Below are 19421 nucleotides of genomic sequence, written 5' to 3'. Positions count from 1 at the left end.
GCTCACCGCAGCAGATAGGGGATTTCGACCTTCACCGCGCCGGTGGGGCAATCCACCTCGCACGGCATGCAGTACCAGCACTCGTCATACTTCATGTGCGCCTTGCCGGAGGCCGGGTTGATGGCGAGCACGTCGAGCGGGCACACGTCGATGCAGACGCGGCAGCCCTTCTCGGCGATGCACTTGTCGTCATCGACAGTCACGGGAACGGAAGTCGTGTGGTTGGCGAAAGGCATGGGGCAGCTCCGGAATTCGGTGTGAGGGGCTCACTCGGCGGCGATGGCCGGGGTGCGCAGCTGGTGGTAGGCGCCCATCTCGTCCTCATCGATCTCGACGACATAGGGGTCCACCGCGCGCTTCTTGTGCGCCATGCGGCCCATCTCGTCCTTGTAGAGGAGGGTGTGGCAGAACCAGTTCTCGTTGTCGGTGGCGGGGTGGTCCACGCGCCAGTGGTAGAGACCCCAGCGGCTCTCGGTGCGGTAGAGCGAGGCGGCGGCGGCCATGTCGGCGCAATCGAGGATGGATTGCAGCTCCAGCGCCCGCATCAATTCATGCGGATCCTTCACGCACAGGGCCGAAAGATCGTCGCGCACTTCGGCGAGGCGGGCCTGGCCGATCTTGTACTTGGCCGTCACCTTCGGCGGCTGGAGATAATCGTTCACGAGGCGGCGCGCCTTGTACTCCATCTCGAAGGGGGTGAGGCCGTCGTCGCGGCGGGTGGGGGCCATCACGCGCGCCTGCTCGCGGGCGATGTCGGCGGCGTCATAGGCCGGCAGGTCGGTGGAGGCGCAATAGTCCGCCGCGTCCTCGCCGGCGATGCCGCCGTTCACGAAGGCGCCGAGCATATAATTGTGCGGCACGCTCGCCATGTCGCCGGCGGCGTAGAGGCCGGGAACGGTGGTGCGGGCATTCTCGTCCACCCACACGCCCGAGGCCGAGTGGCCGGAGCAGAAGCCGATCTCGGAGATGTGCATCTCCACCATCTTCTCGCGGTAGTTCGTGCCGCGCTTCTCGTGGAAGCGGCCGCGCGAGGGGCGCTCGTTGGAGTGCAGGATGGTCTCGATTTCGGAGATGGTCTCCTCGGCGAGGTGGGTCATGTTGAGGAAGACGGGGCCGTTGCCGCTGAGCAGCTCGCCATAGAACTCCTTCATCATCTGGCCCGACCAGTAATCGCACTCGATGAAGCGCTCGCCCTTGTTGTTGGCGGTGTAGCCGCCGAACGGGCCGGTGACATAGGCGCAGGCCGGGCCGTTGTAGTCCTTGATGAGCGGGTTGATCTGGTAGCACTCGAGGTTCGCGAGGCCCGCGCCCGCATGGTAGGCCATGGCATAGCCGTCGCCGCAGTTCGCCGGGTTCTCGTAAGTGCCGAAGAGATAGCCGGAGGCCGGCAGGCCGAGGCGGCCGGCGGCGCCGCAAGCCAGCACCACCGCCTTGGCGCGGATCACCAGGAACTCGCCGGTGCGGGTGTTCACCCCGATGGCTCCGGCGACGCGGCCGTCCGTGCCAGTCAGGAGACGGGTGGCCATGTAGCGGTTCGTCACCAGCACCTGGTGCTTGCGCAACTGGCGGTAGAGCGCCTTCTTGACGTGGTGGCCTTCCGGCATGGGCAGCACATAGGTGCCCATGTGGTGCACCTTGCGCACATTGTATTCGCCCGAGCCGTCCTTCTCGAACTTCACTCCGATGGAATCCAGATACTGGATCATCGGGTAGGAGCCGGTGGCGTAGGCCATCACCGCCTTCTGGTGGACGATGCCGTCATTGGCGACGGTGATCTCCTTCACATACTGCTCGGGGGTGGCGTAGCCGGGGATGACGGCGTTGTTCAGCCCGTCCATGCCCATGGAGACCGCGCCGGAGCGCTTCACATTGGCCTTCTCCATGAGGACCACCTTGAGGCCGGGATTCTTCTCCTTGGCCTTGATGGCCGCCATCGGGCCGCCGGTGCCGCCGCCGATGACGAGGATGTCGGTCTCGACGATCTCGGTCTTCATCTCGCTGTCGAACGCGCTCATGGGTTCATCTCCGGAAGGTCGTTGGCGGCCTCCGCGGCCAGCGCCGCGAGATAGGCGAAGGGATAGACCCCGCGCTTGTGGCCGTCGGAAAAGGTGAGGTTCAGGCCGTGCGCGCCGAACGGCTCCACGCCGGTGAGGGCGACGCCGGGAAAGGCGGCGGGGAAGCGGTCGCGGGCGCGGTCCGCCGTGCAGGCAGCGCAGCGGCAGGCGGAGCGCAGGCGCTCGGCCGAGAATTCCGCCCGCGTCCCGCCATAAGCGAGGGTCAGGCGGCGCCGGTCCCGGTCGAGGCGGATTTCCTCGACTTCAAGGGGGAGGGGTGCGGGGGCGGACGTCATCATGGCCCCGATTGGACCTCGCGGGCCCTCCGGCCGATAGCAACTAGTTGCTGGCTGGAGCACTTCCAGGAAGCCGCTCCCCGCAGGCCCGGCCTGCGCTATGGTACCGGCCGCGGATCACGGGAAGAGCGGCATGGATCAGGTCGAGTGCATCGTCGCCGGCGCAGGCGTGGTAGGCCTCGCCATCGCCCGCGCATTGGCGCTGGCGGGCCGGGAAGTGGTACTGGTGGAGGCGGCGGACGCCATCGGCACCGGCACCTCCTCGCGCAATTCCGAGGTGATCCACGCCGGCATCTATTATGAGCCCTTAAGCCTGAAGGCCGAGCTGTGCGTGCGCGGCCGGGCGCTGCTCTACGCCTTCTGCGAAAGCCACGGGGTGGGGCACAAGCGCATCGGCAAGCTCATCGTCGCCGCCACGCCGGAAGAAGTCGCCTATCTGGAAAAGCTGGCCAAGACCGGCGCGGCCAACGGCGTCGATGATCTGACAATGCTGAGCGGCGCGGAGGCGCAGGCGCTGGAGCCGGCGCTCTCGGCCCACGCGGCGCTGCATTCGCCTTCCACCGGCATCGTGGATTCCCACGGCCTCATGCTGGCGCTGCTCGGCGACATGGAGGCGGCCGGCGGGATGCTCGCCCTCTCCTCCCCCATCGTGGCCGCCGAGGCGCGGGCGGACGGCATCGTGCTCACCACCGGCGGGCCGGAGCCCATGACGCTCGCCTGCCGCCTGTTCATCAACGCCGCCGGGCTCGATGCCCCGGCGCTCGCCCGCGCCATCTCCGGCATGCCCGCCCACTTGGTACCGCAGGAGACCATGGCCAAGGGCAATTACTTCACCTGCCTGCGAAAGGTGCCCTTCTCCCGCCTGATCTATCCGGTGCCGGAAGCGGGCGGCCTCGGCACCCACCTCACCCTCGATCTCGGCGGGCAAGGGCGCTTCGGTCCGGATGTGGAATGGGTGAGCGAGCGGCGCTACGAGGTCGATCCCATCCGCAAGACGACCATGATGGCCTCCATCCGCCGCTACTGGCCGGATGTGCGGGAAGAGGATCTGGCGCCGGGCTATTCCGGCATCCGCCCGAAAATCCCCGGCGTGGACGGGCGCGCGCCCGATTTCGTCATCCAGGGGCCGGCGGTGCACGGCGTGCCGGGGCTGGTGAACCTCTTCGGCATCGAATCGCCGGGGCTGACGAGCTGCCTCCCCATCGCGGAGCGGGTGGTGGAGGTGGCGCTGGGATAGCGGCCACGAGAACCACCCCTCTCCCCTTGCGGGAGAGGGGCCGGGGGTGAGGGGGCTGCCGGGGTAAAAACCAGCCTTCTGGGCAAAAGGCACCATACCCCTCACCCCAACCCTCTTCCGCAAGGGGATAGGGAGTCCCCCACGCCCGCGCGCCAGACGGCAGGCGCCCCCAAACAAAAAGGGCAGCGGTCGGAACCGCTGCCCTTTTCAAGATCCGAAGGCGGGCGGCCGTCAGGCCAACTCGGTTTCCTTCTTGCGCTCCTCGCGCTTGCGGTCGTTGGGGTCCAGCAGGCGCTTGCGCAGGCGGATGGACTTGGGCGTCACCTCCACCAGCTCGTCGTCCTGGATCCACGCCAGCGCCCGCTCCAGCGTCATGCGGATGGGCGGGGTCAGGCGCACCGCCTCGTCCTTGGAGGTGGTGCGGATGTTGGTGAGCTGCTTGCCCTTCAGCACGTTCACTTCCAGGTCGTTATCCCGGTTGTGCACGCCGATGAGCATGCCCTGGTACACCTTCCAGCCGGGCTCGATCATCATCGGGCCGCGATCTTCGAGGTTCCACAAAGCGTAAGCCACCGCCTCGCCCGCCGCATTGGCGATGAGCACGCCGTTGGTGCGGCCGGCGATCTCGCCCTTGTAGGGCGCGTATTCGTGGAACAGCCGGTTCATGATGGCCGTGCCGCGGGTGTCGGTGAGCAGCTCCGACTGGTAGCCGATGAGGCCACGGGTGGGAGCGTAGAAGACGAGGCGCTGGCGGTTGCCGCCGGAGGGGCGCATCTCGATCATCTCGGCGCGGCGCTCGCTCATCTTCTGGACGACGGTGCCGGAATATTCCTCGTCCACGTCGATCAGGACTTCCTCGATGGGCTCCAGCACCTGGCCCGTCGCCTCGTCCTTCTGGAACACCACGCGGGGACGGGACACGGCGATCTCGAAGCCCTCGCGGCGCATGGTCTCGATCAGCACGGCGAGCTGCAACTCGCCGCGGCCGGAGACGAAGAAGGAATCCTTCTCGGTGGATTCCTCGATCTTCAGCGCCACATTGCCTTCCGCCTCGCGGAACAGGCGGTCGCGGATGACGCGGCTGGTCACCTTGTCACCCTCGGTGCCGGCGAGGGGCGAATCGTTCACGATGAACGACATGGTGACGGTGGGCGGATCGATGGGCTGGGCCGCCATGGCCTCGGTCACTTCGAGCGCGCAGAAGGTGTCGGCCACCGTGCCCTTGGAGAGGCCGGCGATGGCGACGATGTCGCCCTGCACGCCTTCCTCGATGGGCTGGCGCTCGATGCCGCGGAAGGCGAGAATCTTCGAGACGCGGCCCTGCTCCACCAGTGTGCCGTCCTGCGCCAGCACCTTGATGGCCTGGTTCGGCTTGATGGAACCGGAGGTGATGCGGCCGGTGATCATGCGGCCGAGGAAGGGGTTGGCTTCCAGCAGCGTGCCGATCATGCGGAAGGGGCCGTCGTCCACGGTGGGCTCGGGCACGTGCTTCAGCACCAGATCGAACAGGGGCGCCATGCCCTGGTCCATGGGGCCTTCCGGGCTGTCGGCCATCCAGCCGCTGCGGCCGGAGCCGTAGAGGATGGGGAAGTCCAGCTGGTCGTCGGTGGCGTCGAGCGCCGCGAACAGGTCGAACACCTCGTTGATGACTTCGGTCGGGCGGGCGTCGGAGCGGTCCACCTTGTTGATGGCGACGATGGGCTTGAGGCCGATCTTCAGCGCCTTGCCGACCACGAACTTGGTCTGCGGCATGGGGCCTTCGGCCGCGTCCACGAGCACGATGGCACCATCCACCATGTTCAGGATGCGCTCCACCTCGCCGCCGAAGTCGGCGTGGCCGGGGGTGTCCACGATGTTGATGCGCGTGTCCTTCCAGACCACCGAGGTGGCCTTGGCGAGGATGGTGATGCCGCGCTCCTTTTCCAGATCGTTGGAATCCATCACGCGCTCGGCCACGCGCTGGTTCTCGCGGTAGGACCCCGACTGCTTCAGCAGCTCGTCCACCAGCGTGGTCTTGCCGTGGTCGACGTGGGCGATGATGGCGATGTTCCGCAGCTTCATGGAGGGTCCAGCACGAAAACGCGGGTCCGAATGGTTCGGGCCCGCCGGGAAAGGGGTATTTTGCGGCGCAAAATACACACAAACCGATCAAGATCAATGCGCCGGCGCTGCGGCCATGTCACCGGGCCCTCTCGGAACCGCGCCGGCACCACGCCGCAAAGCCCTTGAACGCAAGGCCTCGGCGCCCCTTGCTGCCACGTCCGCGCTGGTCCATCACGCTGGTTGGCGGGTGCGCACCCACCGAATGCGGAGAGCGATGGGGATGTTGATGGACGGAGCATTCGCTGCGGGCCTTCTGGTGAGCATCATCACCATCGCGATCCAGGCCCTGGGTACCGTCGTCGTCATCAAGATGGTGCGTATCGCTGCGCAGCACCTCAGCGGACGGCGCAAGATCGAGACACTCGTCGTCGTCATGGCGGCCTCGGGAACGCTGCTCACCGTCTTCCACCTCGTGGAGGTGATGGTGTGGGCGCAGCTCTATGCGCTCACCGGTGCCACCGAGCCCGACAACATCTATTATTTCGCCTTCGTCAATTTCACGACGCTCGGCTACGGCGACCTCATCCCGGCCCGGCCCTGGCGCATCCTCGGGCCGATGACGGCGGCCAACGGCATGCTGCTGTTCGGCTGGTCCACCGCCGTTCTGTTCTCCGTGCTGTCGCGGGCCATCGCCCAGCTGCACATCAAGTAGAGCCGCGCCGTCCCGCGTTTGAGGTAAGAGCGTCCCGCCCCGGCTGCGCTATAGTGGTTTATCGTGAGGGGCGCACGCGGACCATGGTACCAGGAGCATCACAGCATCAGAGACCGGACCCGACGGTTCCGGGCGGAACGGCGCCGGCCGCCCCGGCGGCCGCGCAGGTGATGGCGCGTCATCCCTATTTCGCCGGCTTTCCGCTGGAGGCGCTGGCCGCCCTGATCGCTCGCGGCGAGCGAATGGATGTCGCTGCCGGCACCCGCCTGCTCTGCCGGGGCGATATCGGCACGTTCGCCCTGCTCGTCTTCGAGGGCACGGCGGTCGTCACCATCGACACGCCCTACGAGCACGTCCAGCTCGCCCAATTGCAGGCGCCAGCGGTGATCGGCGAGATCGCCGCCTTCACCGGCGTCGCCCGCACCGCCCATGTGGATGCCCTCACCCCCATCCGCGCGGTACGGCTGTCCGCCGAGGCGCTGGAGGCAGCGGGGCGGGTGCATCCCGATCTTCTCTCCGCCGTCATGCGCCAGTTCGGCCGCCGCTTCGAGACCTTCAACCAGGTCTTCGGCTTCTACGCCAACGCCCTGAATGCGCTGGAACGGCGCAACTTCGACCTCGCCCTGCTCGACGACCTGCGCAATCCGCTGCCGGAAATGGTGGATTTCTCCCACTCCTTCCGCCGTCTCGCCGAGGCGATCATGAGCCGGGCGGCCGAGCGGCGGGAAATGGCCAACGCCGCCGCCATCCAGCGCGCCATGCTGCCCCCGCCCCTGCCGGCGGAGACGCTGGCCGGGCAGGCGGACATTTTCGCCGCCATGCGTCCGGCGAAGGACGTGGGGGGCGATTTCTACGATTATTTCCTCATTGATGGCCGCCGGCTGGTGGTGACGCTGGGCGATGTCGCCGGCAAGGGCACCCCCGCCGCCTTGTTCATGAGCGCCACCCAGACCGCGCTGCGCATGGTGCTCAGGAGCGAGCCGGACCTGGCCGTCGCGGTGGCGCGGGTGAACGAGCTGCTCTGCGCCACCAATGGCGAGGACATGTTCGTCACCCTGTTCTGCGGTGTCATCGACCTGGACACGGGCCTCCTCACCTACTGCAATTGCGGCCATACGGACTGCATGATCCTGCGCGCCGACGGAGGGCTGGAGCGGCCCGCTGCCACCGGCCCGGCCCTTGCCATGATGGAGGGTGCCCGCACCCGTGCCGCGACCGTGTCCCTCGCCCCCGGGGATCGCCTGTTCCTGTTCTCGGACGGCCTCACCGACGCGTTCAACCCGGCGGAAGAAGCATTCGGCGAGGCCCGGCTCGAAGCCGCCGCGCAGGCCGCCCTTGCGGCAGCGCCCGATCTTCCGGCCACGACCTTCATCACCGGCCTGCTCGACACCGCGACCCGGTGGGCCGACACGGCCCCCCAGTTCGACGACATGACCGCGTTGGCGGTGACGCTCGGCCCGCGCTGATCGCGGAACCTCGCCCCCGCCCTGCGTGTTGCCCGAAGGGGGCCGAGCGAGCGGAGGACGGCCATGGCCCATGAGGACAGCACACACCCGACGGCTTTGGACGGCCTGCCGGCGCGAACGCCGCTGGAGCTGGACATTGCCACGGCAGCCCACCGCAAGCTGCTGGTGCTGGCTCTGCAGCTGATGGCGCGGGACGAAACCCTCCGCCTCGCCCTCATGGAGGCTGTCAGCCAGACGCTGACCTTCCACGACGCTCATGAGGACGCGGGCCTTGAGGCCGATGCCGCCTTCGCCTTCGAGCGGCGGGTGGACGAGGAATTCCGCCGCATCCTGACCGACGTGCAGGCGGTGCTCGGCGACGGGATGCGCTCCCCCGTGGTCTGAGCGGGACGGCGCGGCACGCCGATTGCTTCGTCCGGCGCACGATCCTCAGTTCCGTGTCCGCATCCGGACGCATTGCGCGGAAACCCGCCCATGAGCCAGTTCTCCTTCGCCCACGCCGGCAATACCGACTGGCAGGTCGCCCTTGGCTCCTGCTGGAGCCAGCTGCATGCCCAGTTGGCGGACAAGCCGCCGCCGACGCTCGGCTGGTGCTATCTCTCCGACCGCTACACCGGCGCCGCCGGAAACATCATGGAGGCCCTGAAGGCGGGCCTGCCGTCGGTGCGCTGGGTCGGCACCATCGGGGTCGGAGTCGCGGCGGCCGACGTGGAATATTTCGACGCGCCCGGCATGGCGCTCATGCTGGCCGACATTCCGCCCGACGGCTTCCGCGTATTCTCCGATCTGGAACCGCTCGGCGCGGACGGGTTCGAGCCCTTCACCGCCCTCGTCCATGCCGATGGCGGCACGCCGGACCTGCCCGAGCGGCTCAAGTCCCTGGCCGGGCAGACCCTCACCGGCTACCTGTTCGGCGGCCTGTCCTCCGCCCGCAACCAGCCTCTGCTGTTCGCCGACGACGTGATGCTCGGCGGGGTGTCGGGCGTCGCCTTCGGACCCGAGGTGCCGGTGCGGTCCCGCGTCACCCAGGGCTGCCAGCCCATCGGCCCCAAACGGACCATCGACCGTGCCGAAGGCAATTACCTCGTCACTCTCGATGGCGGACGCGCCCTCGACTGCGCGATGGAGGACCTCGGCCTGCCTGCCGATCTTCCCGACGACCAGCTCCGCCTCGAACTCGGCCAGACGCTCGTCGGGCTGGTTTCGCCGGGCGAGGATTCAAGCGCGGCACCGGGTAGCTTCGGCACAGACACGCAGGTGCGCCACCTCGTGGGCGTCGGCCGCAAGGCCGGGGTGCTGGTGGTGGCGGAGCAATTGGAGGCCGGCACCAGGCTCGCCTTCTGCAAGCGCAACGCGGAGGCCGCGCGCCACGATCTCCTGCGCATCGTCGCCGAGGTGAAGGCGCAGGCCGAAGCCGCCGGCGGCGCCCGCGGCGCGCTCTATGTGAGCTGCTCCGGCCGCGGAGGCCCGCATTTCGGTGCGCCCAGCGCGGAGTTCGCCATGGTGCGCGAGGCCCTCGGTCCCGTGCCGCTCATCGGCTTTTTCGCCGGCGGCGAGATCGCCCGCCACCACCTCTACGGCTACACCGGCGTGCTCACGCTCTTCACCTGACGGCCGCGCGCGCCGCCCCCCCAGAGCATCCCGACGAAGGAACGCCGCAGCGCGGAACCCTTGGCAGAGGCCGGGTTTCGGCTCGCGCCCGCGCGCCCGGCACCCCGATATGCCTTAACGTCAGCCCGGCCGCCCTATAGCAGACCCGCCGGATTTTGCAGTGCCGCATGTCACGATAGTGCCATTTGGCACTATTGCCGGAGACATGGCCCGGCGCGTTAGAGTTATCCCAATAAGAAAACGACCGGGAACAGACAAGCAAGCTCTTCATCGAGAAGCGACAGTCTTGATGTGCGCATCCGTGCGCGCAGAGCCTTCTGTTTGTCTTTTTCGGCGAAGAGATCCGGTCGTCACACGCCTGCCTTCCGGATTATTTACGGGGAGTTGAGATGACGCACGAAACGCTGGGTGTCAGCAAATACGATATTCTTTTCGAGCCCATCAAAATCGGGCCGAAAACCCTTCGGAACCGCTTCTACCAGGTGCCGCACTGCATCGGCGCCGGTTCCGACAAACCCGGCTTCCAGGCCGCGCACCGCTCCATCAAGGCCGAAGGCGGCTGGGCGGCCCTCAACACGGAATACTGCTCCATCCACCCGGAATCGGACGACACGCACCGCGTCTCCGCCCGCATCTGGGACGAAGGTGACGTGCGCAACCTCGCCGCGATGACCTCGGAAATCCATAAGTACGGCGCGCTCGCGGGCGTCGAGCTGTGGTACGGCGGCGCCCACGCCCCGTGCATGGAGACGCGCCAGACCGCGCGCGGCCCGAGCCAGTATGCCTCCGAGTTCGAATCCCTCACCTATTGCCACGAGATGGACCACGACGACATTCGTCGTGTGCAGGGTTTCTACGTAGAGGCGGCCCGCCGCGCCCGCGATGCCGGCTTCGACATCATCTATTGCTACGGCGCGCACTCCTACCTGCCGCTGCAGTTCCTCTCCAAGTATTACAACAAGCGCACCGACAAGTACGGCGGCAGCTTCGAGAACCGCGCCCGCTTCTGGGTCGAGACCCTGGAGCAGATGAAGGCGGCCGTGGGCTCCGAATGCGCCATCGCCACCCGCTTCGCTGTCGATACGCTGATCGGCGAGGACGGCATCGAGGTGGAGCGCGACGGCCTCAAGTTCGTCGAGCTGGCCGACGACCTCGTCGACCTGTGGGACGTGAACGTGGGCGACATCGCCGAGTGGGGCGAGGATGCCGGTCCGTCCCGCTTCTACCGTCAGGGCCACCAGCTCTCCTGGCAGAAGTTCGTGAAGCAGGCCTCGAAGAAGGTCGTGCTGGGTGTCGGCCGCTTCACCGATCCGGAGAAGATGGTCGAGGTCATCCGCAACGGCGAGCTGGACGTCATCGGCGCCGCCCGCCCCTCCATCGCCGATCCCTTCCTGCCGGAGAAGATCCGCGACGGTCGTCTCGACGACATCCGCACCTGCATCGGCTGCAACGTCTGCATCTCCCGCTGGGAGATCGGCGGCCCGCCCATGATCTGCACCCAGAACGCCACCGCCGGCGAGGAATTCCGCCGCGGCTGGCATCCCGAGCGCTTCCCCAAGAAAGGCTCGGACGACGCCATCCTGGTGGTGGGCGCCGGCCCCTCCGGCTCCGAGTGCGCCCGCGTGCTCATGGAGCGCGGCTATGTGGTCCATCTCGTGGACAGCGCCGAGAAGGTCGGCGGCTATGTGAACGAAGTCGCGACCCTGCCGGGCCTCGGCGAGTGGAGCTATCACCGCGACTATCGTGAAGTGCAGCTCGGCAAGCTGGTGAAGCGCAACCGCGACAGCCAGATCGCCCTCGGCGGCAAGAAGCTGTCGGTGGAGGACGTGCTCTCCTACGGCGCCGACAAGGTGGTGATCGCCACCGGCGCCCACTGGGTCACGGACGGCACCAACTGCCTCACCCACGCGCCCATCCCGGGCCTGGAAGGCACGCCGCGCGCCAATGTGCTGACGCCGGAAGACGTCATCCTCGGCACCAAGCCCATCGGCAAGCGGGTGATGATCCTCAATGCCGACCCCTACTACATGGCCCCGAGCCTCGCGCAGAAGCTGGCGGAGGCAGGGCATCAGGTGACGGTGGCGTCGGGCGTGGAACTCGGTCGCTACATGCACTTCACGCTTGAAGCGCCGAACATGCACCGCATGCTGCACGAGCTGCACATCAACGTGCTCTCCAGCACCTGGGCGAGCCGCGTGGAAGACGGGCGGATCGAGCTCTACAACCTCTGGGGCGACGGGCATAAGCGCGTCTATACCGGCCCCGGCAAGATGCCGCGCAGCGCCAACACCACCCACGCCTGGCACGAGTACGACACCCTCGTGCTGGTCACCGCCCGCCGCTCCGAGGATGCCCTGTTCCGGGCCCTCAAGGCGCGCTCCGGCGAGTGGGACGCCCGCGGCATCAAGGGCGTGTACGTGATCGGCGACGCCTGGGCGCCCAAGCTCATCGCCGATGCCACCTTCGACGGGCAGCGCCTTGCCCGCGAGATCGAAGAGGCGAACCCGCAGGAGCCCAAGCCCTACCGGCGCGAAGCCGCCGTCTACGGCTCGCCCTACCAGCCGGGCGGCTCCTACGAGATCCGCTACCAGGGCTAGTTCCCCTCGTCCTGGTCAGAGCGGGCGGGGCGCGGCAGATCACGCGCCCCGCATGCCCGCCGTCGTCGGGGTCCAATCCCTCGGCCGGCACGGGCATTCGCATGAGCACAGCCAAGAAAAAGATCAGAGGGCGAGCAGCACATGATTCCGAGCGGCATCGATCCATCCAAGGTCACGCGCATCCTGTTCCAGGATTTTTCGCCCTGGATGCTCGCGATCTTCTATGTCTATGCCATCGGCTGCATGGCGGCGTTCGCCTGGGGCGTCTATGCCCAGGTTCACAAGTATCGCGCCGGCCGCCGGGGCGCGCGCCTCGCCTGGGGCGACATCGGCCGCAGGCTTCTCGACACGGCGAAGACCATCGCCTCCCATCGCACGCTGCGCCGGCGCGACACCGCGGCCGGGCGGCTCCATGCCTTCATCTTCTACGGCTTCGCGCTGCTGTTCATCGGCACCGCCACCATCACCCTGCAGGAAGACATTCTCGGCCCGCTCATCGGCCTCGAGTTCTGGCACGGTCCCTTCTACCTGCTGTTCAAGCTCACGATGACCCTGGCCGGCACCGGCTTCATCTGCGGCCTCCTCTACATGATGTGGCGGCGGGGCTGGCTGAAGCCGCCGAAGCTCGATTATGCCCGGCCCGACCGCACGCCGCAGGACGCCGACTTCTCCCGCGAGCGCTACCGGATCGAGGACTGGGCCTTCCTGTGGACCCTCCTGCTCATCGGCATCACCGGCTTCCTGCTCTCCGGCGCCCGCATGGTGTGGCTCCAGAACGATCCGGCGGTGTGGGACACGCGCTGGTGGGCCCCGGTGGGCGCGTCCATCGCCGCCGGCCTGAAGGCGCTGGGCTTCACCAGCGCCGGCGCGGGCGCCCTGCGCATGGGGCTGTGGTGGCTGCACGGCGTGCTGGCGCTCACTTTCATCGCGCTCATTCCCTACACCAAGGCGAAGCACATCTTCACCGCCGCCGCCTCGTGGCTGCTGCGCAATCCCGACGCCATCCGCCACCTGCCGCTGGGCGATCTCGATGCCGACCGCATCGGCTATCGCGAACTGGGCGACGTTGCGAGCCGCTATCTCGTCCAGGCGGACGCCTGCACCAAGTGCGGCCGCTGCCACGAGGCCTGCCCGGCGCGCGCCGCCGGCTATCCGCTCTCCCCCCGCGACGTGGTGCTGACGCTGCGCGAGCAGGCCAACACTCATCTCGGCGAGGTGCTGCCCAAGCCGCGCGCCGCCGGCTGCGCCACACCGCTGATCGGCCTCGCCACCGGCGAATATAGGCCGGAGACCCTGTGGTCCTGCCGCCAGTGCGGCGCGTGCACGGAGATCTGCCCGGTGGGGGTGGAGCACGTGCCGCTCATCAACATGCTCCGCCGCACGCTGGTGGATGAAGGCGAGATGGACCCGGCGCTCCAGCGCACCCTCGGGGCGGTGAACAAGACCGGCAACTGTTTCAACGAAAGCCGCCGCAAACGCCCCAACTGGACGAAGGACCTGCCATTCAAGATCAAGGACGCGCGCAAGGAGCCCGTGGATGTGCTCTGGTTCGTCGGCGACTATGCGAGCTTCGACCCGCGCAACCAGAAGGTCAGCCGCGCCTTTGCCCGCATCCTCCATTCCGCGGGCATCGACTTCGGCATCCTCTACGAGGGCGAGACCACGGCCGGCAACGACGTGCGGCGCGTGGGCGAGGAGGGCCTGTTCCAGCAGCTCGCGGAAGGCAACATCTCGACGCTCGGCGATTGCAGCTTCAACCGCATCGTCACCACCGATCCGCACTCCTTCAACACGCTGAAGAACGAATATCCCGACCTCGGCGGCACCTATGACGTCAGCCACGCCAGCGCCTTCCTGAAGGAGCTGATGGCGGACGGGCGCATCACCCCCGCCCGCAAGCTGGACTTCACCGTCACCTATCACGACCCCTGCCACCTGGGCCGCCTCAACAAGGGCTATGACGCCCCCCGCGAGCTGCTCGCGGCTACCGGCGTGAAGCTGGTGGAGATGGGCAAGAGCCGCGACAATTCCTTCTGCTGCGGCGGTGGCGGCGGCCGGGTATGGGTCCCCGATCCGCCCGGCACCACCAAGGTGGGCGAGATCCGCGCGCGGGAAGCCGCCGAGATCCATGGCCTCGACGCCCTGGTGGTCAACTGCCCCAAGTGCATGACCATGCTCGAGGACGCGGTGAAGACGACCGGCAACGAGCGCAATTTCCGTGTGCTGGAGCTGACCGAGCTGCTCGCCGAGGCGCTGGAGCCCGAGGAACCCGCCCTCCTCCCCGCCCCCGCCGAGGTCGGCTGAGCGATGCGCGCGCCAGCAAACATGGCCGCGCTGACGGGTGCGCTCATCGCCCGTGGCGACGCCTATCTCGCACTCCCCGCCTATGGGGCGGAGGGCGCGGAGTGGGCGCAGGCGGCGCTGGCGCGGCTGCTGCTCTCGAACGCGCGGTTGAAGCTGGTGTTTGGCGCGCTGCCCTTCGCGCCGCCGGCCTTCCTCGCCCTCCTCGCCGGCGAGGACCGGCCCGCCATCCTCCAGCGCATCGTGCGCAACCCGGCCACATCAGGCTCGACGCTGCTGCGGCTGGCGCGGCAGATGGACGATGCGGCGACCCGCGCAGCGCTGGCTGCCCATGCCCACACGCCGGCGGTGGCGCTCATCGGCCTCGCCATGAATGCGGATGCCGCCGTGCGCGCCGCGCTGCTGCGCAATGCCGGAACGCCGGCCGTCGCCCTCCATGCCCTGCTGGACCACGCGGACGCCGCGGAGCGCGCCGCCCTCGCCCGCCATCCGCAGGCGGACGCGGAGCTGCTGCGCACTTTGCTCGCGGGCGGCGATGCCGTGGTGCGCGCCGAGGCGGTGGCGCACCCCCATTGTCCGCTCACGCAGGTGGCCGATGCGTGCGTCGATGCCGATGCCGCCATCCGCCGCCGGGCGGCATCCAATCCCGTGCTGCCGCCGAGCCTGCGTCAGGCGCTGATGGGCGACAGCGATCCGGCCGTCCGCGCAGAGGCCTTGCGCCTTCATGCGGAGGGCCAGGAACCGGCTTTGACCGATGACGGCGATGTGCGGGTGCGCCGCGCCCAGGCCCGCCATGTGGCCCTGCCGGAGGATCTGGCGGAAGCCCTCTCCCGCGACGGCGACGTGTGGGTGCGGGTCTGGCTCGCCCGCAATCCGGCGCTGCCCGCTGGCCTGATCCAACAGTTGGGCGGCGATGCCGAGGCGCGGGTGCGCCATGCCGCCGGCCGCAATCCGGCCTGTCCAGCCGACGTGCTCGCGACCCTCGCCCGCGATGGCGATGAATGGGTGCGCGCTGCCGTGGCCTGCCGCCCCGACCTTCCGGCCGAGGCCTTGCGCGCCCTGGAACGGGAGGACGGGGAGGATGTGGCCTCCGCCGTCGCCCGCAATCCGCAGACGCGGGAAGCCGCGCTCCGCCGCCTCGCCCGGCATAAGCAGGCGGACGTGCGCCGCGCGGTGGCGCTCAATCCGGATGCGCCCGCCGCGGCCCTGCGCCTGCTGCTGGACGATCCCTATCCCCTCAACCGCGCTTTTGCCGTCCGCCATCCGAACCTTCCGGTGGCGGATGCCTGGGGCTCAGCCGACGACGGCGCGCCGCAGGTGCGCTTCGCGGCGGGCAAGCGCGCCGTCACCCACGCAGCGGCCGCCGGACACGCCGCACGCAGGCACCTCGAAACCTTCCCACAGCCGTGAGGACACCCATGAAGATACTCGTGCCGGTGAAACGCGTCGCCTCGCTCGATGACGAATTCGAGCTGCGCGACGATGGCCGCGACGTCGACCCGGATTTCTGCGAGTTCGACCTCAACGAATTCGACGAATACGCGCTGGAAGCGGCGGTCCAGATCAAGGAAGCCGCGCCCGAGGGCTCCGTCGAGGTGGTGGTGCTGACCATCGGCCCCGACGATGCCGACGACGTGCTGCGCAAGGCCCTCGCCAAGGGCGCCGACCGCGCCATCCGCGTGGACGATGCGGGGCTCGAAGAGGCGGACCGCGTGGCCATCGCCCGCGTCATCGCCAAGGTGGCGGAGAACGAGGAGCCCGGCCTCGTGCTGTGCGGCGCGCAATCCGCCGACCAGGGCAATGCCCAGACCGGCATGTCGGTCGCGGCGCTGCTCGGCTGGGCGCGCACGGCGGTGGTCTCGAAGCTCGACTTCACCCCCGGCGCCGCCATCGCCCAGGTGGAGCGGGAACTCGAGGGCGGTCTGGTGGAGCGCATCGAGGTGGAGACGCCCGCGGTGCTCACCATCCAGCTCGGCATCAACACGCCGCGCTACGCCTCCCTGCGCTCCATCAAGCAGGCCAACGCCAAGCCCATCGAGTGCCTGACGCCCCGCGATGTCGGCCTTGCCGATGCCGAGATCGGCGGCGCCGGCGCACTGAGCCGGGTGCGGCGCATCTTCGTGCCCGAGCGCGGGCGCGGCGAGATCATCGCGGGCACGCCTTCCCAGCAGGTGGCCCGTCTCCTGGAGATCATTTCGGAGGTGAACGGCTGATGTCCGGAATTCTCATCCTGGCCGAGCACCGGCGCGGCACCCTGCGCGATGCCACGCTGGAGGCCATCGGTGCCGCCGGCACGCTCAAGGCCGCCCTCGGCGGTCCCGTCACTGTCCTCGTCATCGCGGCCGATCCCGCCCCCCTGGTGTCGGCCGTCAGCGTCGGCGCGGTGGACGAGGTCATCACCGTCGCCCGCCCCGATGCGGCGACCTACGAGCCGCACGTCTACGAGGCGGTGCTGCGCGCCGTCATCGCCCAGCGCTCACCCGCGCTGGTGCTGATGCCGCACAGCGTGGACAGCTTCTCCCTCGCCCCCGCCGTCGCCATCGGCGAGGGCCTCGGCTTTGCCACCGACGTGTTCGGTGTCGCGGTCGAGGACGGACAGGTGGTGGCGACGCGCGCCGGCTACAACGAGAAGGTCTTCGTGGAGATCGACTTTCCCGGCCGCACCGGCGTGCTCCTCACCCTGCGCGGCGGTGCCTTCGCGCCGGAGACGGCGGCGGCCAGCCCCACCGTTTCCGCGCTCGACGCGGGTGCGGGCGCGGCACGCAGCAAGCACCTGGACTGGCGCGATCCGCCGGCTTCCGGTGGCATCGACATCCCCGGCTCGCCCTTCATCCTCTCCATCGGCCGCGGGGTCGGTGACGAGGCGAACGTGGCGCAGTTCCTGGAGCTGGCGGACGGCCTCGGCGCCACGCTCGGCTGCTCGCGCCCCATCGCCGACAACGGCTGGCTGCCCAAGGCGCGTCAGGTGGGCCAGTCCGGCCAGCTGGCGGCCAAGTGCAGCCTCTACATCGCCATGGGCATCTCCGGCTCGGTGCAGCACCAGTGGGGCATGAAGCACGTGGAGAACATCGTGGCGATCAACAAGGACCCCGAGGCCTCCATCTTCACCATCGCCCGCTACGGCATCGTCGGCGACATGCTGGAGATCGCCGAGGAGCTGAGGAAGCAGAAGGGCATCCAGTAGAACGAAGCTGAAACTCCGGGCCGGGACCGAGCGCCAAATCGGTCCCGGCACCCGGCCATGACGATCGCGTCCAGAGGCAAGAAGAGCGACCTCCGATTTCGTCGGAAGCGCCGCAAGGGTGACGACAGACACCATCCGGGCCGGGCACGCACGCCGTCGCCCCGAAGCACCGGGCAAGGGAGGATACCGTGACGACGATAACCAATATTCACGCGACAACGGAGGGTGACGGGAAGCTGCACCGCTCCATCAGCTGGACCGGAGCCTTCTGGGTGGCGAGCGGCGTGCCCGCGCTCGTGCTCTTCTCCATCGGCGGCATCGCCGGCACCACCGGCACGCTCTCCTTCCTCGTCTGGGCCATCTCCATCGGCATGGGCTTCATCCAGTCCTTCATCTATGCCGAGATCGCCGGCCTGTTCCCGAACAAGTCGGGCGGCGCCTCCATCTATGGCGCGGCCGCCTGGGTGCGCTACGTGAAGCTGGTGGCGCCGCTCTCGGTGTGGTGCAACTGGTTCGCCTGGAGCCCGGTGCTCTCGCTCGGCTGCACCATCGCCGCCGCCTACATCCTCAACGCCTTCGCCCCCATCCCGGCGGTGAACAGCGCGGAGGTGGCGCAGTGGATCGCCGCCCACGCCACCACCCTCACCGGCACCGATGCCGAGAGGGCCGCCGCCGCGGTGGCGGCGCTGACGCCTGCGGTGCGCGACTGGACGCTGTTCTCCCACGCCATCGGCCCCGTCTCCTTCTCCCTGAACGCCTCCTTCTTCGTGGGCGCGACGCTGATGCTGGTGGTGTTCGCCATCCAGCACCGGGGCATCATGGGCACCGCCAGCGTGCAGAAGTGGATCGGCCTCTCGGTCATCATTCCCATGATCATCGTCGGCCTTGTGCCGATCCTCACCGGCAAGGTGGACTGGGGGAATTTCTCGCCGCTGGTGCCGCTCGCCGCCGCCGGCGCGGCCGATCCCGGCAGCTGGAACATTCCGGGCTGGACGCTGGTGCTCGGCGGCCTGTTCATCGCCGCCTGGTCCACCTACGGCTTCGAGACCGCCGTCTGCTACACGAGCGAGTTCCGCAATCCCGAGAAGGACACCTTCAAGGCCATCTTCTACTCGGGCCTCCTGTGCCTCGCGCTGTTCATCCTCGTGCCCTTCACCTTCCAGGGCGCGCTGGGACTGACCGGAATGCTGGACCCGGCCATCGTGGACGGCTCCGGCGTCGCCCAGGCGCTGGCGCACATGGTGGGCGGCGGCAAGATCGTCGAGAGCGCCCTCGTGATGCTCATGATCCTCGCTCTGATGCTGTCCATCATGACGGCCATGGCGGGCTCCTCGCGCACCCTCTACCAGGGCGCCGTGGACGGCTGGCTGCCGCGCTTCCTCGGCCATGTGAACGAGCACGGCGCGCCCACGCGGGCCATGTGGACGGACCTGTGGTTCAACCTCGTCCTGCTCGCCATCGCCTGCGCCGATGCCACCAGCTTCTTCTTCGTGCTGGCGGTGGCCAATGTCGGCTACATCATCTTCAACTTCCTGAACCTCAACTCGGGCTGGATCCACCGCATCGATTCCGGGCATGTGGCGCGGCCCTACAAGGCCCCCACCTTCCTCCTCGTGCTCGGCACCGTGTTCGCCTTCGCCAATGCGGTCTTCATGGGCGCCGGCGCCAAGGTGTGGAACCCGGTGGCGCTGTGGGCCGGTCTCATCACCGCCGCCCTCATCATCCCGGTCTTCATCTTCCGGCACTATGTGCAGGACGGCGGCAAGTTCCCGCACGAGACCTTCGAGGACCTGCAGGTCGGCGACGGCACGAAGACCCAGAAGCGCGCCGGCATCCTGCCCTACCTCGCGCTCATCGCCGGCATCGCGGTGGTGATCCTCTCCGACCTCTTCTTCCACCTCTGATCCGCAAGGAACATGC

The 19421-nt window shown here is 68.4% G+C and carries 15 protein-coding genes; 11 read left to right on the top strand and 4 right to left on the bottom strand.

All coding sequences use genetic code 11. From position 1 onward, the window contains the following. Positions 1–2: 2 nt before the first annotated feature. The 3 genes from XAN126_RS0105785 to XAN126_RS0105775 are packed head-to-tail and all read right to left on the bottom strand — an operon-like array spanning position 3 to position 2353. Positions 3–236, bottom strand: a complete 234-nt coding sequence (locus XAN126_RS0105785) for a ferredoxin family protein (RefSeq protein WP_024277657.1) — start codon at positions 234–236, stop codon at positions 3–5. A gap of 30 nt (positions 237–266) precedes the next feature. Continuing rightward, a complete protein-coding gene (locus XAN126_RS0105780) occupies positions 267–2015 on the bottom strand; it encodes a fumarate reductase/succinate dehydrogenase flavoprotein subunit (RefSeq protein ID WP_024277656.1) in 1749 nt (582 codons plus the stop codon). Next, the gene (locus tag XAN126_RS0105775) at positions 2012–2353 is read right to left on the bottom strand and encodes a DUF971 domain-containing protein (protein WP_024277655.1); all 342 of its coding nucleotides are present in this window, start codon (positions 2351–2353) and stop codon (positions 2012–2014) included. Before XAN126_RS0105775 ends, XAN126_RS0105780 begins: the two co-directional genes overlap by 4 nt. A 130-nt stretch (positions 2354–2483) precedes the next feature. On the opposite strand from XAN126_RS0105775, the gene XAN126_RS0105770 reads away from it, so the two are divergent. Next, entirely contained in the window at positions 2484–3587 is a 1104-nt protein-coding gene (locus XAN126_RS0105770) for an NAD(P)/FAD-dependent oxidoreductase (protein ID WP_024277654.1), read from the top strand. A gap of 231 nt (positions 3588–3818) precedes the next feature. Here XAN126_RS0105770 and typA read toward each other — a convergent pair whose 3' ends face one another. Next, on the bottom strand, positions 3819–5648 hold the full coding sequence (gene typA, locus XAN126_RS0105765; RefSeq protein WP_024277653.1) for a translational GTPase TypA: 1830 nt from the start codon (positions 5646–5648) through the stop codon (positions 3819–3821). Positions 5649–5916: 268 nt separating this feature from the next. Between typA and XAN126_RS0105760 the strand changes: the two genes are divergently transcribed. The 10 genes from XAN126_RS0105760 to XAN126_RS0105715 all read left to right on the top strand — a co-directional run bounded on the left by XAN126_RS0105760 (position 5917) and on the right by XAN126_RS0105715 (position 19405). Further along, a complete protein-coding gene (locus XAN126_RS0105760) occupies positions 5917–6342 on the top strand; it encodes a potassium channel family protein (protein ID WP_024277652.1) in 426 nt (141 codons plus the stop codon). A 170-nt stretch (positions 6343–6512) separates the two neighbouring features. Then, positions 6513–7808 (top strand): SpoIIE family protein phosphatase, encoded by a 1296-nt coding sequence (locus XAN126_RS26860; protein ID WP_024277651.1) that lies wholly within the window; start codon positions 6513–6515, stop codon positions 7806–7808. A gap of 63 nt (positions 7809–7871) precedes the next feature. Beyond that, positions 7872–8192 (top strand): hypothetical protein, encoded by a 321-nt coding sequence (locus tag XAN126_RS0105750; RefSeq protein ID WP_024277650.1) that lies wholly within the window; start codon positions 7872–7874, stop codon positions 8190–8192. A 90-nt stretch (positions 8193–8282) separates the two neighbouring features. Continuing rightward, positions 8283–9419 (top strand): FIST N-terminal domain-containing protein, encoded by a 1137-nt coding sequence (locus XAN126_RS0105745; protein WP_029876763.1) that lies wholly within the window; start codon positions 8283–8285, stop codon positions 9417–9419. 389 nt (positions 9420–9808) lie between these two features. After that, positions 9809–12016, top strand: a complete 2208-nt coding sequence (locus XAN126_RS0105740; RefSeq protein WP_024277649.1) for an FAD-dependent oxidoreductase — start codon at positions 9809–9811, stop codon at positions 12014–12016. 141 nt (positions 12017–12157) lie between these two features. Next, a complete protein-coding gene (locus tag XAN126_RS0105735; RefSeq protein WP_029876762.1) occupies positions 12158–14320 on the top strand; it encodes a heterodisulfide reductase-related iron-sulfur binding cluster in 2163 nt (720 codons plus the stop codon). Positions 14321–14323: 3 nt separating this feature from the next. Further along, positions 14324–15727 carry a hypothetical protein gene (locus XAN126_RS26855; protein WP_155982225.1) on the top strand — a complete coding sequence of 468 codons (1404 nt, stop codon included), beginning with the start codon at positions 14324–14326 and terminating at the stop codon, positions 15725–15727. Positions 15728–15735: 8 nt separating this feature from the next. Beyond that, a complete protein-coding gene (locus XAN126_RS0105725; protein ID WP_024277646.1) occupies positions 15736–16530 on the top strand; it encodes an electron transfer flavoprotein subunit beta/FixA family protein in 795 nt (264 codons plus the stop codon). Continuing rightward, complete coding sequence (locus tag XAN126_RS0105720) at positions 16530–17501, top strand: electron transfer flavoprotein subunit alpha/FixB family protein (RefSeq protein WP_024277645.1); 972 nt, start codon at positions 16530–16532, stop codon at positions 17499–17501. The genes XAN126_RS0105725 and XAN126_RS0105720 overlap by 1 nt, the downstream gene beginning before the upstream one ends. A gap of 188 nt (positions 17502–17689) precedes the next feature. Continuing rightward, a complete protein-coding gene (locus XAN126_RS0105715; protein WP_024277644.1) occupies positions 17690–19405 on the top strand; it encodes an APC family permease in 1716 nt (571 codons plus the stop codon). Positions 19406–19421: the final 16 nt, after the last annotated feature.

Origin of the sequence: Xanthobacter sp. 126 (assembly GCF_000526175.1) — a bacterium.
Taxonomy (GTDB): domain Bacteria; phylum Pseudomonadota; class Alphaproteobacteria; order Rhizobiales; family Xanthobacteraceae; genus Xanthobacter; species Xanthobacter aminoxidans.
The sequence above is the reverse complement of the archived record's forward strand: the minus strand, read 5'-3'. Positions and strand labels throughout refer to the sequence as shown.